15 protein-coding genes are annotated in these 15,460 nt (G+C 23.3%); 3 read left to right on the top strand and 12 right to left on the bottom strand.

Features of this window, described 5'->3' with window-relative positions; all coding sequences use genetic code 4:
* Window positions 1–4: 4 nt before the first annotated feature.
* The 11 genes from parE to MCOLE_RS03650 form a co-directional block, all read right to left on the bottom strand.
* Window positions 5–1,948 carry a DNA topoisomerase IV subunit B gene (gene parE / locus MCOLE_RS01690; RefSeq protein ID WP_100670903.1) on the bottom strand — a complete coding sequence of 648 codons (1,944 nt, stop codon included), beginning with the start codon at window positions 1,946–1,948 and terminating at the stop codon, window positions 5–7.
* Window positions 1,949–2,054: 106 nt separating this feature from the next.
* Entirely contained in the window at window positions 2,055–3,974 is a 1,920-nt protein-coding gene (locus tag MCOLE_RS01685) for an AIPR family protein (protein WP_100670901.1), read from the bottom strand.
* Between the two features lies 1 nt (window position 3,975).
* A complete protein-coding gene (locus tag MCOLE_RS01680; RefSeq protein WP_100670899.1) occupies window positions 3,976–4,209 on the bottom strand; it encodes a hypothetical protein in 234 nt (77 codons plus the stop codon).
* Between the two features lie 16 nt (window positions 4,210–4,225).
* Complete coding sequence (locus tag MCOLE_RS01675) at window positions 4,226–6,058, bottom strand: hypothetical protein (protein ID WP_100670897.1); 1,833 nt, start codon at window positions 6,056–6,058, stop codon at window positions 4,226–4,228.
* 122 nt (window positions 6,059–6,180) lie between these two features.
* A complete protein-coding gene (udk, locus tag MCOLE_RS01670; RefSeq protein ID WP_100670895.1) occupies window positions 6,181–6,804 on the bottom strand; it encodes a uridine kinase in 624 nt (207 codons plus the stop codon).
* Window positions 6,804–7,853 carry a hypothetical protein gene (locus MCOLE_RS01665; RefSeq protein WP_100670893.1) on the bottom strand — a complete coding sequence of 350 codons (1,050 nt, stop codon included), beginning with the start codon at window positions 7,851–7,853 and terminating at the stop codon, window positions 6,804–6,806. The genes udk and MCOLE_RS01665 overlap by 1 nt, the downstream gene beginning before the upstream one ends.
* A 147-nt stretch (window positions 7,854–8,000) precedes the next feature.
* Entirely contained in the window at window positions 8,001–8,714 is a 714-nt protein-coding gene (locus tag MCOLE_RS01660; RefSeq protein ID WP_100670891.1) for an RsmE family RNA methyltransferase, read from the bottom strand.
* A complete protein-coding gene (locus MCOLE_RS01655; protein ID WP_100670889.1) occupies window positions 8,707–9,426 on the bottom strand; it encodes a hypothetical protein in 720 nt (239 codons plus the stop codon). Before MCOLE_RS01655 ends, MCOLE_RS01660 begins: the two co-directional genes overlap by 8 nt.
* A gap of 18 nt (window positions 9,427–9,444) precedes the next feature.
* Window positions 9,445–10,230, bottom strand: coding sequence for an MFS transporter (locus tag MCOLE_RS01650; protein WP_100670887.1), 786 nt, complete (start codon window positions 10,228–10,230; stop codon window positions 9,445–9,447).
* On the bottom strand, window positions 10,230–10,886 hold the full coding sequence (locus tag MCOLE_RS03730) for a J domain-containing protein (RefSeq protein ID WP_100670885.1): 657 nt from the start codon (window positions 10,884–10,886) through the stop codon (window positions 10,230–10,232). Before MCOLE_RS03730 ends, MCOLE_RS01650 begins: the two co-directional genes overlap by 1 nt.
* Window positions 10,887–11,442: 556 nt before the next feature.
* The gene (locus tag MCOLE_RS03650) at window positions 11,443–11,610 is read right to left on the bottom strand and encodes a hypothetical protein (RefSeq protein WP_157844803.1); all 168 of its coding nucleotides are present in this window, start codon (window positions 11,608–11,610) and stop codon (window positions 11,443–11,445) included.
* 158 nt (window positions 11,611–11,768) lie between these two features.
* Here MCOLE_RS03650 and MCOLE_RS01640 point away from each other — a divergent pair, with 158 nt between their 5' ends.
* From MCOLE_RS01640 to MCOLE_RS01630, 3 genes are all read left to right on the top strand, one after another.
* Entirely contained in the window at window positions 11,769–12,287 is a 519-nt protein-coding gene (locus tag MCOLE_RS01640) for a hypothetical protein (protein ID WP_100670883.1), read from the top strand.
* Entirely contained in the window at window positions 12,275–13,438 is a 1,164-nt protein-coding gene (locus MCOLE_RS01635) for an HNH endonuclease family protein (protein ID WP_206335763.1), read from the top strand. Before MCOLE_RS01640 ends, MCOLE_RS01635 begins: the two co-directional genes overlap by 13 nt.
* Before the next feature lie 218 nt (window positions 13,439–13,656).
* A complete protein-coding gene (locus MCOLE_RS01630; protein ID WP_100670881.1) occupies window positions 13,657–14,616 on the top strand; it encodes an IS30 family transposase in 960 nt (319 codons plus the stop codon).
* Window positions 14,617–14,693: 77 nt separating this feature from the next.
* Here MCOLE_RS01630 and MCOLE_RS01625 read toward each other — a convergent pair whose 3' ends face one another.
* Window positions 14,694–15,455 (bottom strand): hypothetical protein, encoded by a 762-nt coding sequence (locus MCOLE_RS01625; RefSeq protein WP_100670879.1) that lies wholly within the window; start codon window positions 15,453–15,455, stop codon window positions 14,694–14,696.
* Window positions 15,456–15,460 lie beyond the last annotated feature (5 nt).

The following is a 15,460-nucleotide window of genomic DNA, read 5'->3' as shown; positions in this document are numbered from 1 at the left end:
CTTTCTAGTTATTTTCTTGTTTTTCATTTAAGATGATTGCATCATCATTATCTTCTAATGTAAATTTAACATTTTCTTGAATTCATACTTTACGTTTTTCAGCATCTTCACCCATTAAAGTTCTGAATGATTTTTCTGCCATTAATGCATCTTCAATAGTTACAACAATTAATTTACGTTGTGCAGGATTCATTGTTGTTTCTCATAATTGATCAGCATTCATTTCTCCAAGTCCTTTATAACGTTGGATTTCATATTTTTTAGTAGCTGTTTTAGCAAAATCAGCTAATTCTTGTTCATCTCATAAGTAAATAAATTTACGATCTGCAAAAGTTAATTTATATAATGGTGGTAATGCAATAAATACATGTTTATTAATAATTAAGTCTTTCATATATCTGTAAAAGAAAGTTAATAATAAGGTTTGAATATGTGCTCCATCAGTATCAGCATCGGTCATAATAATAACTTTTCCATAATTAATATCACTGACATCAAAGTCTTGACCAATTCCAGCACCAATTGCAGTAATGATTGTTTGAATTTCTTCATTTTTCATTAATTCTGTTAATTTAGCTTTTTCAGAGTTAATAACTTTTCCTCTTAAAGGTAGAATAGCTTGGAAAGTACGATCTCTTCCAGATTTTGCACTTCCTCCAGCTGAATCCCCTTCAACAAGATATAATTCATTAATTTCTTTTTTTCTTCCTTGAGCTGGTGTTAATTTACCTAACATTGCTCTTGTTGTTTTTTTACCTTTTGAATCACGAATTGCTTGTCTTGCTTTACGAGCTTCTTCTCTTGCTCTTCTTGCCAACATTGCTTTTTCAATAATTTTTGTAGCTGGTACTTTATTTTCAATTAATCAGAAGTTCATAAAGTCATAAGTAACTTGTTCAACAGCAGTTTTAGCATCTGGTGTTCCTAACTTACCTTTAGTTTGGCCTTCATACTCAATTAAGTCTTCAGGAATTTTAACAGTAACAATAGCTACTAATCCTTCTCTTAAATCATTTGAATCTAATCTTGGATCTTTATCCTTTAAGATTTTATTATTTTTAGCATAATCATTAATTGCTCTAACTAATCCAGTTTTAAAACCTGTAATATGTGTTCCACCATCTCCAGTTTTAACATTATTAGCAAAACCTAAAATAGTTTCATTAAAATCTTCTGTATATTGAATACAAATTTCTGAAGCAATTCTTTTTGATTCTCCAGTAATAACAACAGGATCAGTAATATGAGTAAATTCACTTGATAATTCTTTAACAAACTCTACTAAACCATTTTCAAATTGATATTCAACAAACTTATCATTAACTTTATCAGATATAGTTATTTTTAAACCTGAGTTTAGTAATGCTGATTCTTTTAATCTTTCACTAATTGTTGTGAAGTTAAATTTTGTAGTATTAAAAATTGAATCATCTGGTAAAAAGTTAACAACAGTACCAGTTTTGTTAGTTGTTCCAACTTCTGTTAAAGGAATATTTAATTTTCCTCCATTAGTAAATTCAATTTCATTAACTTTTTTATCACGATAAATTGTTACATTAAATTTTTTAGATAAAGCATTAACAACAGATGACCCAACCCCATGAAGTCCTCCTGATGTTTTATAACCACTTCCACCAAATTTTCCTCCAGCATGAAGTACACTAAAAATAACTTCAGGTGTTGGTCTTCCTGTTGAGTGCATTCCAATTGGAACTCCACGTCCATTATCAGCAACAGTTACACTTCCATTTTTTTCTAAAGTTACATTAATCTCTGTACAGTATCCAGCTAAAGCTTCATCGATTGAGTTATCTACAATTTCTCATACTAAGTGGTGTAATCCTCTAACATCAGTTGAACCAATATACATCCCTGGACGTTTTCTAACTGCTTCTAAACCTTCAAGGACCTGAATGGCCGATTCATCATATTTTACTTCTTTTGCCATGTATTCTCCCTCTACACATAAAGTCTCATAATATATTAATTATAAATTAATAAGCATTTTTTGTCTTTTAATATGCAAAAAAAGCATGTTTACTATGCTTTTTTAATTATAAATTAAACAATAAATTACATTTTTCCAAAATTTCAGGCTCTGCCTTTATTTCATTTACAAATTCTTTAATGAATGCTTTAAATGATGACTGTGTTTTTGTGAAGTTTGTTACAGAAACACTAACATCTTTAGTTTCTTTAATAATATCTACAATTTTAGTAAAAATAGCATTTATAAAAGCATCAAAACGAATTTCAAGATCATTTTCAACAATTCTGTTTTTGTTAAAAATACCATCTAAAATTTTATTTTTTTTATAAAAAGAAAACAGTTGCTCCATTTTGTTTATATCCAAAACTTGATTTTCTATTTCAGGAGATTTTAAATAAATTCACAAATAAAAAATAGTTGATTGAATAAAAAGTTTGGCGTTATTAAGAATTTCTATATTAAATAAATTATTTTGCTTAATTCTTTCAGTAGAATTTGGTTCAATTCTTGATTTAAATTCCCTAACCATTTTAGCTTTAGTTGAATTAAACATTGAATCCATCTCTAAAATATCTTTAATTAATAATAAATTGCTTTCTTTTTTATTATCTAACAAATCAAAAATACTAAATACTTTTTCAAAGGTTTTTGACGCAGCTTGATCTTTATTTAAGAAATCCCCAAAACCGCTTCTCGCTAATCCCGGTTGTAAGCAAACTGATCACAGTGCATTTTTTAAGAAACTTTCAATAGTTAATATTTTAACTTCTTTATTCTTTTGAACTATTGAGCCTTTTTTACTTTTAAATATAACTTTTAATTCATCATTACCAGATACTTTTGAGTTAAACCCTTTAATGTATTCTTTTATTTTTTGTTCTTGAGAAAGAAGGTCTTGAGTTTTAACCGGTTTTTGATTATTTGAAGCCTGAGACAATGAAGAAATATATTCTTGTTTTTCTTCATCGTTTTTAAATGAACTAATATCAATTATTTTTGCAAAAACTCCTACATTTTCAAGTTTATCATCATCGATTGTGCTTATAAGCGTTGTTGTTTGAGCACCATTCAAAATACACATTTTATCAATTTTAATATTTGTGCCATCTCTTTCAATGTTTTCACCAATTATTGTCAAACCATTATTAAAAGTAAAGAAATCATTAGGTTTATTTTCTAAAGTATTTTTTATTTTGTTATCCACTTTATTGTCCCTAAAGTATTCTCTTACATTTCAAGAAAATAAGCTATTTAAATCATATTTTTCTTCTAATGACTTATAAATTTTCTTTAAACTTGAAGCTTTAACAACAGCTAATCTAGTAATTACGCCTTCACTTGAATCTCCAAACTCTAAAACTGAGCCACTTGCTGTTTCACTTGTTTTTAAATATTCTAAAGCTGTTCTACCATAAACACCTTCTTCTGATATATACTGCATTATTTTGTTATTTAGTTCTATAAAACCCAATAATCTTATCTGAACTTCAACTTTTTTATTAAACATATCACTAAATAATATTTCAAGTTCTCTTACTTGCTTATTTATAAACTTTGTAAAAAATTTATTAGGTAGTTTATTTAAATAATTGAAATTAAATATTAATTTCGGTGAATGATTATTTTCAGCATAATTATCGATGTGCTTTAATACGTGATTAAACCACTTAACCTCTTGCATATTTTTATTTTTAAAATGCTTAAAATCACTTGAAATATCTCTTTGTATAGTTTTAAAAAGATCATCATCTGATAAATAATCTACTTCATTTAAAAAGAATAACTCAAAATCTTGTTCTATGTTTTCGAAAACTAATTTAAGACTACCTGATTTTAAAAATTCTTTCTCATTTTCAATTCCTTCATATTCATTATAAATATATTCATCACGATAAACTCTGAAAAAAGTATCTAATTCACTTTTAAAATTATGTCTTACCATGCTCATTTTATTATCTATTGTACTATTGAATTTTAATTTCATATTACTTGTCCTCTTTCATTCAATTATATTGTTTTTCCTTGTAAAAGTTTTTTACATTATCATCATCAACTCATGCTCAATTAAAAATCTTTTCACATTCCATGCACTCATTAGTTATCACTAGTCTATCACAAGCCAGATAAATTATATTATCCTTTATTCTATCTCTAATTGTGCCTGCTTTGCAGATTTTTATTGTCTTATGTATATGTAGACATGTTGTTATTTTATTCATGTAATCGTACTCCTTTTTAGTATTTAAATTTGACCCTATAAACTGAACTAGTTGCTTTTACTAAATCATTTTCTGTTATTAACAAATTTGATTTTTCATCAACTTTTAATATTGGTGTAATTTCACCAATATGTGTAGTTTTTCCTTCCTTAATAAAGTTAGTCTTTATTAAAGCTTTTTTGATATCTATACATTCAGGTTCTTTATAATATGCTTGTCAAAAGTCTTTTGGCTCTATAAAGCGAAAATTAATATATTCAATATCCGTTTCAAAACTATTTAATGCAATTTTGGAGAAAAAACCTAAGTAAGGAATAAAATCTAAATTTTCGTTGTACCTTTCTTTATATTCATTAACTATTTCATTAAATACTTCAAAATCAAAATAGCATTCTTTATTTTCATTTCTTGTTAACATAAAGAAAAGATATACTTTATTATTATATTTATATCTGAATAATCAAGCATAGGTTTCATCTTTATCATTAACTAAACATTCAATAACAGGATCAATTAAATATTTATTTTGCATTTTAAATAAATCAATTCAATTACCTCTATTTCTCATAATGTAATCATCTGCAACAAGTTGTTTAGTATTTTTTTCTTTTTTAATATAGCTACTTTTTAATAAATCACTATCAGTTTTACTATCATTTTTAAAAGCACCTCTTAAAATCTGTATTGGAAATATCACATCATCATTTTCTTGTAAGAAATTGGAAATAATATTTTTATTTATTTTATCTTTGTTAAAGTTAATCATAAAAATTTGACTATATTCAAATAAGCCAAGAACAAAATTTGAAAATTCTTCGTCTGTTAATTCAAAAATAAAATTCTTTACGCATTCATAAATTTCAAAAATTTCTTGTGTTTTCAAATCTTCACATAGACTTCTTCAGGATGTATGTTGAGAACTTAATATTAAATTTATGTCATCAACTTGTCTTTTAACCGCATCTAAATTATTTTCAGATTTAAAATATTCAATATTTTCAAATGATGGTTCGAAAATGGTTGATATATTTTTTGAGTACTTTAATTCTTGCATTTCTCTTTCTTTTATTTCACTTCTTAAAGATTTTAAGGAAAAGAAATATAAAAGAAGTCTCATCTTTCCATTAACTAAATACGTATCTGCATGCTCATTTATTGCAATTCCAATAGTACCTAATGAATATGGAGCTTTATTATTACCTGAGTTTAGAATGTTTTTTAAAACTAATTGTATTTTTCTAATTGTTTTTGTGAATGTTGAATCAATTAATATTGAACTTTTATTTTCTAATATTTTAAATAATTCAATACCTATGTTACTTACACTAAAAGTTTTAACTAAATTTTCATTTTCAAAAATAATATCATTATTAAAAACTTTAGAATCAACGGTCATATAATCTCTTAAATAGACTGAATCATCAAAAGATTTTAAATTAAATATAATACCTAAATGTTTGTGCATTAGAAATGAAATTAAATAATGAAGTCTTCTAAACGCTGCAATATTATCTGTTAAAGATCTGTCAAAATTATAAATATCAACTTTATTGCTATGAGTATTTTGGTTGCCTAATCTTCATAAATAAATAACTGTTAATTCCAATTCTTGAAAATCAGAGTGATCTATTTTCTTTTCAATACTTTTTACAAAATCAATTAAAATATGTTCTTTTAATTTGTTAAACTTTTTATTTAGTATAAAAGTCTTGAAAAATATTTCCATCGTATTTCTAATTCTATGTTTTACTTTATCATCAACCAAATTCTTTTCAATAGCAGTTATATTTTCTATAAGAAGTTCCTTTTCTTTGTGTTCTGGTAATTTTTTTAAAAAATCAAAATTCATTTTATTTCCATCCTAACAACTATGAATGTACCACTTATTAATTTAAATTCAATCAAAAAAACTATTGACATTGACAAACTGGAATTTTTATGCATCATAAAATAAAAAAGCCAAATGGCTTTTTAAGATAACAAAGTTAATATTTTAGTTGCTACTAAATCAACGGCAACTTCATTTCCTTCTTTATAAGGAATAATTAAATCAGCATATTCAATACTTGGTCCAATAAATGCGTCATGCATTGGCTTAACTTCATTTAAGTATTGATCAATAACGCTTTCTAAAGTTCTGCCTCTTTCATTTACATCTCTTTGTAAACGTCTAATAAATCTCAAATCATTAGCAGTTTTAATAAATATTTTGATATCTCCAAGTTTTCTAATTTCTTTGATTGCTAATGCAAAAATACCATCAAGAATTACAACATCACTTGGTTTAACTGTAATTGTTTCTTTAGTTCTTGAAGAAGTTTTAAAATCATAAACTGGAACTTTAATTGGTTGATAATCTTTTAAAGCTTGTAAATCGTTTAAAAGTAACTCACTATCAACACTATTTGGATGATCAAAATTTATTTTTCTTCTTTCTTCTAAAGTTAATTCTCCAAAATCCTTATAGTAATTATCCATTGAAATATGAGCAACTGATTTTCCTTTTAAAATTTCATTAGCTATTCTATCAGCAACTGTTGTTTTACCTGAGGCAGTTCCACCTGCAATTAAAATTAAAGTGACTTTTTTATTCATTAATATGCTTCCTTCCATTCTATATTCATTTCTGAATTATTTACAACAAAATTATTGACTGTATTGAAATTTGAATCAGTTATATTTTTTTCAACTTCAATCATAACTATATTTTTAGTAACTTTATATTCTTCTTCATAAAAATCTGAATCTTTTCTTAACAAATATTCATAAAAATATAATTGACCTACTGATTTTGTTAATTGTCCAATTATATTTTTGTCATGAACAGTCTTAAATTCATAAATATCAATTTTTTTCTTTGAAAAATCTTTTATAACTAAATCTGAGAATTTACCTTCTTTAACAATAAAATTTTTATTGTTTTCAAAAGATTTGCTAAATGTTCTTATTTGTTCTTCATGTATTAAATTATACTTCTGAATTTTGTCTATTGCGTCATCATAAGTTTTCGAAGAATTATTTATAAATGTTTTTTTATTATAATTAGCTGCATATTTAATTTCTCTTAATATTTCAACTAGTTCAGAAGTATCATCCTGTGCTAAATTTTCTTTTACAATTATTGCTTTATGACTTTTTATATTGCTTTTATCATTCATTGCTAAGCTTCTTAAATAATTATCTCTTTTTTTGCTTTCAAAATGAGGAAGTAATTGATACTGCATATTTTGCAGATCAGATATTCACATTTTATTATTAATGTAATATTCTCCTAAATAAACAAAATGCGAAGGTTTATTTTTTATAAAAACATGCAATTTAAATTTTTTTTCTTTTTGAAATGCTAGTTCCATTACTTTATTTTTTGATGTGGGCTTATAAATTTCTTGATCAATTTTTCAATCATTTGCTCTACCAAAATATTTTATTTGTTTGATTCCTACTATATCTTCATACTTATTATTAATATTTGAAGTTTTATGATTACTAATATAAATAATAGCCTCATTTAAATCTTTTGAAAATGAAGGGCTACTAATCCCTGAACCGCTTGTAAAATATGGTTTTATATCGTTTATTTCATTTAATTTGCTTTTATCTTTTTTGTTATTTTGATTAATATATTCTTTTAATAATTGAAACATAATATTTACCTCACATTTTATTAATTATATAAAAAAATCACCGGTTAGGGTGATGTGTCTGGCTAAAATATAATTGATAATTAAGGAAAGGCGGTGCCAGACACGTTTTAATTATATACTTATTGGTCCTTATTTTAAATACTAAGATTATTTATTTTCATAAATTAAGCTACTTAAAATATAAGTTGGAGCAGTTTCTGCTCTTAATATATTAGTTCCTAAACTAACATTTTTAAAACCTATTTCATGCAAAATTTTAATTTCGCTAACATCAATTCCACCTTCACACCCAATAATAAAACTAATTGAATTAAAGTCTTGTGATAAATATGTTTTAAGTTCAATACTTTTTTCTTCTTCTCAAGCCACAAGATTTAAATCACATAAATTGTTTTTTAAATCTTTTAGATTAGTTATTAAATTATTAACAACAGGAATTGTTGTTCTTTTTGCTTGTTTAGCAGCTGTATCACAAATTGCTTGTCATCTTTGAAGTTTTTGATCAATCTTTTTTTCATCAATTTTTACTACATTACGCTTAAAAATAACAGGAATGATCTCATCAACTCCAAGTTCAGTTGATTTTTGCAATAAATAATCTCATTTTTGTTCTCTTAAAACTCCAGCTATTAAAACTTTTTTAACATTGCTTATTGTTGTTTCTAATTTATTAATAATTTCAACGATTACATGATTTTCAATAGTTAAATCAATAATCTTTGTTTGATAAACTTCTTTTTCATAAACACATTCAATAATTTCATTATTTTTAAGTTTTACAACATTTTTTATATGATGCACATCGTTATTATTAATAATAAAATTATTATCTTTTTTAATTTCAACAAAATATCTAAACATTGATTTCACCTTTTATAAATAATTTAAATATCTCATATTTTTCTTTATCAGGTTTAAAATCTTTTAATAATGTATTTTTAGGGTCTTTTTTATAATAATCATTTAAAAAATTATATCTCTTAGGGTCTTTTAATCTAGTTAAAGCTATTTCTCTTTCCTTTAAATACTCGTTTAATTCTTTATCTCATAAATTTTGATACTTTTTCTTTTGGTCTTGTGCTGATTTAAAATTAATAGTATTTAAAACATTCAAATTATTGGTATATTGTTTCTTACGATTATCAGTTAAAATAAAAAGTCTTTTCTTAAGTTTTCTAATTGATATCAATTTATTCTTTGATATTAATTTTTGAATTACTAAATCTAAAAATTTTTGATTTATCTCATATGTTTTTAATCTTTTTTCTTTAACTATTTCAAAGTTTTCTAATTTTATTAGTTTTTTTATAGCTTTAATTTTATATTTTTCTTTTATTGGTAATAACTCAACATCTTTAATAACAGAGCTTACTCATTTTTTAGTGAACATCATAAATTTATATGCTTGTCTTGCTTCACCTTCTTGAGAAACAAAATAAAGATTTGTTTTGTCAAAACCAGCTTTCACAACTTTTTGCAAAATATCTTTTATTACATATTTTTGAATTTTTAAATCTCTATACTTAATTTCTTGTTCTGACATTTCAATTTTTTCATTCATTCTATTGCTCATAATAGTTTTTCCCTTCTTTTATTTATTTAAAATAGCTACTATATCTGATAAGTTATTTTTAGTTAAAATATTGTTTTTAAAATCTTTAATTTTAGCCTTTTCATCAATTTCTTTTAAGAAAGCTTCAAATAATAAATATACTTCAAATAATGAAATTTGTTCATTAATATTATTAATACGATTATTTAATCTTTTTACTATTTTTTGTGAATTGATATCTTTTTCATTTTTTAATAGTTCAATTGTTTTAGTATTTAAATTTATATCATTAATTGCCTTATTTAAACTTGTATTACCTGTTATTACATATTTAATATCTTTTCTAAGTGCATCAGTTTTCATATCACCTTCAGTTTGCGTTATATTTGCTATCTTTTTATAGAATGCTCCTAAAAATGGTGAAACTATTACTAAAGCAGCTGAAATTAGACTTAATAAATCTAGGGCAATACTATTATCTGTATCAGTTACAAATAAAAATATTATTGTTGCAATAGTTACAAATACTAATATAAAAAATGATGTATAAAATATTAAAAAGTTATGAATATAATTTCTTTTTTCTATGTATGACTTAAAGATTAAATTTTCTTTAATTGTATTATTAAATTTTTTTATAATAACTTTTCTTCTAATTACAAATACTAAATTATGTAATACAAATAATATATATCCAACTCCAGCTGTTAAAAAGATTAATCATGATCATTTAAATGATAATATAACCATTGATAATATAATTAAAGCTTCCAATGCTAATAAAAGACCAATTGACAATTTTAATTTTCTTATTTTACTCTTCATTATTCTTTTCCTTTTAATATATTATATGCTTTATTTATTAGTTTCATCATTTCTTCAGCTTCTGGGTCTTTATTATTATCTGGATGATACTTCTTCGCTAATGTTTTATAAGCTTGTTTTATTTGCATATCTGAAGCATTTAGACTAATTCCCAGTATTTCATAAGATCAGAAGTCAACGTTTGAATTAGAGCCTAATATATTTTTATGTGAAAAGTCTTCAAACCTATTTTTGTTTTTAGAAAAATTGATTTCAATTGATTCAAAATCAATTTCATATGTTGCTAATATAAATTGCTTTAATTTTTTAATAGTTAAAATGTAATTTTCACTTAATTTGTAAATGATTTCATTCATTAACTGTTCAAGCTTTTTTAAATCAATTTCTTTGAAGTTTTCATCAATTGATTCTATTTTGTTTTCAATAATATCTTGATTCATTAAAACTTTTAATTTAAATTCATTGTATAAATTTGATGAAAAATCAGTATCTGTGAATTGATTAATATTGTTTTTGATATTTTGTATTTCAAATGATAACTTATTCATTAAATTAATAGTTTTATTTGAAAAGCGTTCATAAAGAAAAAGCAACTCTACTTTAAGTTGCTCTTGTATTTTTAAGTTATTAATAAAATTAGTCTTATTTTTTAACATTTAAAAACCTCTTATTAATAATTTTACTACTTATTTAACTAAAAGTTTTATTGTTCTATCAATTAGTATATCCAATATACTATCAATATCTGATGAGATAGATAGCATACTAAAATAATTTTTCAGTTTCAAGATCATGAACTTTTTTAACTTCATTTTTTTTTGAGCCCTTCATCATTTAAACCTATCATTGTTGTTCCTATTAAAAATAATTCTTTCTTATCATAAAAAAAATTAGATATGAAGAATGATAAATTGGAAAATTTAAACTTTGAATTGCTCTTAATTTCCCACATTCCATTTGAAATAATTAAATCCTTATTAGAATTTGAAAATAAAATTTTTTTTCGCCTAGCAATTTTGATATATATAAAGTATTTTCTTGCACTCTCAATTTTGCTCTTGAAGGTAAATTTGAATAATATTGTTGTTTTTTTATTTTATTGTTAAAATTTCCAATATCTGCTGTTTTAGAGTAAAAACCCTCAGTAAATTTTTCTTCTTTTTGTTGATATATTTCTAACTTGTTTGATTCTAAGTCATTTGCAATTATATTTTAGGAATTTTCTAGTATAAGTTTTAATATTAAATTTAATAATTTTTGATTTTTTCTCTTAAAACGTTCAATCGGTTCAATAATATCAATTATTTTTTGTTGTTCTGCTAAAGATTGTAATTCTAGTTTTAAGATCATTGCTTTGTAATATTTGTTTCTGTACAGCATCTATATTTGTTTTCAAGTTATAAAATAAAAAAAGATAGTAATTATAGGGATACCAAAATAATTTTTAAATTGTATTTTTTATCAAGAATAACTTACTGAAAAAATATGTTTTTTTAAATATGACTTGCTTTTTTTTTTTTTTTTGGGACAATTAATTTATGAAAAAAAATGAATTAAAAAAAGACAATTATAATATAAGAAATATACTAGGTTTGCAAAGAAAAAATAATAATGAATTTTATACTCCAAAAGAACCTATAATTGAACTTATAAAGATTTTAAAAATTCCAAAAAATAAAGTAATTTGATGTCCTTTTGATACAGAAAAAAGTGAGTTTGTAAAAGTTTTAAAAGAAAATGGATATAAAGTTATTTTTTCACATATAGACAACGGAAAAGATTTTTATGAATATGAACCAAATGAAAAATGAGATTTAATTATTTCTAATCCACCTTTCAGTCAAAAAAGATTATTAATTGAAAGATGTGAGTCATTTAATAAGCCATTTTGTTTATTATATGGGGCAACTATTTTTTCTCAGTCAATGGGGAATACATTAAATAGATGTCAATTTCTTTTTATACAAAGAAATATAAAATTTACAACTAAAACAGATGAAGTAAAGTCATTTCAATGCGCTTGACTTTTTAATAAGGGGTTTCCATGAATAAAATAAATATATTAGAATTATCACCAATTGATTTAATTAAAAAAAGATATAATTATGATACTAAATATCAAAGAGACGTAGCTTGAGCTAAAAAAAATTGATCGCTTTTAATTGATTCATTAATGAATGATTATTTTATCCCACCAATTTTAATTGCAAATAATGAAGTTATAGATGGAAAACAAAGAATATTAGCAATTGAAAAATTTATTAATGGGGAATTTAAATGAAAAAATGTAGTTGATGAAACAAGCAAAGAAAAATACTTTAGTGATTTTAATGATAATGAAAAAGCTATTTTTAATTTATCGACTTTAAAAATTTTTGACTTAGGAAAAATTAATGAAGAAAAAGTTATTGAAACTTTTATTAGAATAAATAATGGTAGTATAAAACTTAATAAAGCTGAAATGAAATTAGCTGAAGCGCTACCTGAAAATAGAGTTTTTATTAAAGAAATAACTAAAAATGAAAACATTAAATTATTGACTAATGGTAAAAAAAATGATTCAAGATTTAAAAATGAAGATCTTATTATAAGATGTTTATCAATTTTATTTATAAATCAGACAAACACAAAAGATGTAAGAAACTATTCAAATAGAATATTAAAAGAGTCTCTTCCAGAAGAATTAGAGAAATTAAAAATAAAAGTTAATGAAACAATAGATCTTATGTATTCTATTTTAAAAAATACAACAATACCTATTAAGTCTTTTAATACTATTTTCGAAGCTATATTTATAGCATTTTATAAAAACTTGGGACATAAAAAAAGTTTAATTGAAAATGAAGAAATAATTAGGTTTCAAATTTATACAAGTATTGAAGAAATAATTGGTGGACAAATGGGTGGTGGAATAAAATTTGATAGTATGGACTACATTTCTGAAAGAATTAGGAAAATTGAAGAAATAATTAAACCTTTTATCAAAGATTTAAAAAGATCATACAATTATGATGATAGAATATGAGCTTGAAATAATTTACCACATAAATGTGCTGAATGTGACTTGGTTTTTAGTAATTTAAATGAGTGTCAAATGGATCATATAAAACCTTGAATTAAAGGCGGCAAAACTGAAAGAAGCAATTTACAACTACTTTGTCCAACTTGCAATATTAAAAAAAGTGATAAATTTCAAAAATTAAATTAATTTTCAAAAAAACTAAATAATTTGTTAAAAAATAAAGCATTTTATAGGGATACCAAAAAAGTAAGTATTAAATAAAGTATTATAAAAGATGCAAAATTGCTATCAATTGTAATTGGAAGTGCAACACTTGTGAGAAAATATTCTCATGAGTCACTTCCTTTTTTGCATAAAAAAAGTGAATACCTCAATAACCGTTCAAAGCACAAAGGAGTATTCACATGAATAATTATAAACAACTAAATAAAAAAGATAGATATTTGATTGAATATTTATTAAATGACGGGCAAAGTATTGCTTATATTGCAAAAGAATTGAATAAAAATAGATCAACATTTTATAGAGAAATAAAAAGAAATAAAGCTAGTGAAATTTATACAGCAAAAGATGCACAATTCACAAGAGAAATAAATAATCAAAAATCTCATTTAAATGAAACAAAATATTATCAAAACTTTATTAAATATTTATATTCCAATTTTAGTAAAAAATATTCAAGTATTGATATTTGTGTTTTTAAAGCCAAACAACTTGGTATAAACACGCCTACAACAAAAACTGTTTACAATTGAATTAATACAAATCAGTTAAAGATTAAACCTAAACATTTGTTGAGACCTAGATTATGATGAAAAAAGTCAAGTAAATACAATGAACCCTTTAGAAAAATAGCTAATTTAAATTCAATACCTATTTCGTTTAGACCTAAGTGAATCAACAATCGTTCAGAGTTTGGCCACTATGAAATTGATCTAATTGTTGGTGAAAAAAACAGTGGTTATATTTTAACTTTAGTTGAAAGATTAACTAGAAAAGCTTTTGCAATTAAATTAGAAAATAAAACAATGAAGCATACAAATGAAAAATTTTTAGAACTTATTAATAAAGAAAATATTATGCTAAAAAGTATCACAAAAGATAATGGTATGGAATTCAATTTATTACATGAAATTACTAATAAAATTAATGTCAAATTATATACGTGTAATACTTATGCTTCTTGTGAACGTGGAACAAATGAAAATTTCAATGGACTAATGAGAAGAGAATATCCTAAATCAACAAACTTTTCTAGTTTAAATGATGATAAGATTAACTCATTACTATCACAAATAAATAAAATGCCTCGAAAACTGCTTAGCTATAAAACCGCTAATCAGTTATTCGAGACATTCGGTTAGAAGTGTTGCACTTCCATTTACAATTTATAATAATTCTCTACACTTTAATCTTTTACTATTTTTATAAATATTTAAACTTAGTCGTTTATCATTTCAAAAATTTTTGTTTTCATTTCCTCTGGATCGTTTTCGTTAAAAATTTCTTCTATTTTATTAACTATTTTTTTATTATTCAAGACAATTTGATTCTTATATTTTTCTGCATTTTGTCTTTTTAATCTAATTTTAGATTCTCTATGTATTTTTTTAAATAGGACAAATGCTAAAAGGTTAATTTTTAGGATATGATAGTCATCCAATTCTTGTTTACTTTTCAAATGTTTTATTTTAAGCTGATCACATAAAAAATTAATTTTCTCTAATAAATTTTCATTACTTATTATCAGCATTTTTTCATTTTTAAAATCATTTTTAATAGTTCATGTTCAAACAAATAAAAATAATGAAATGCTCATATTTTTTAATACAAAAATAATAATATTAATGTAATTATTCTCTGTGTTATTTTTGTTTATTAATAAGTAGTTAATAAAAGAAAAAATTAAAAAAAGAAAAAAGAAAAATAGTGAACTAAAGAAATAAAGTTTTCGTAAACGTTTTGCTTTATTATAAAAATTAGTATTGATGCTAATTTTTTCATTTACCAAAAAGTATTCATATAAATTTAAAAGATTATCATTAATAATTTCTGAACTTTTTAAATTTATCTTTTTTAAGTTTTTTTCTTTATTTATTTTGATTAATTTATAAATAAAAATAACTATTCAATGATATAGTGGAAAAATTACTACTAAAATTATAGCTAAAATTAAGGACCCAATTGCTATTTCAGTAATCATATAAA

Origin of the sequence: Mesoplasma coleopterae (genome assembly GCF_002804245.1) — a bacterium.
GTDB lineage: Bacteria > Bacillota_I > Bacilli_A > Mycoplasmatales > Mycoplasmataceae > Mesoplasma > Mesoplasma coleopterae.
The sequence above is the reverse complement of the archived record's forward strand: the minus strand, read 5'-3'. Positions and strand labels throughout refer to the sequence as shown.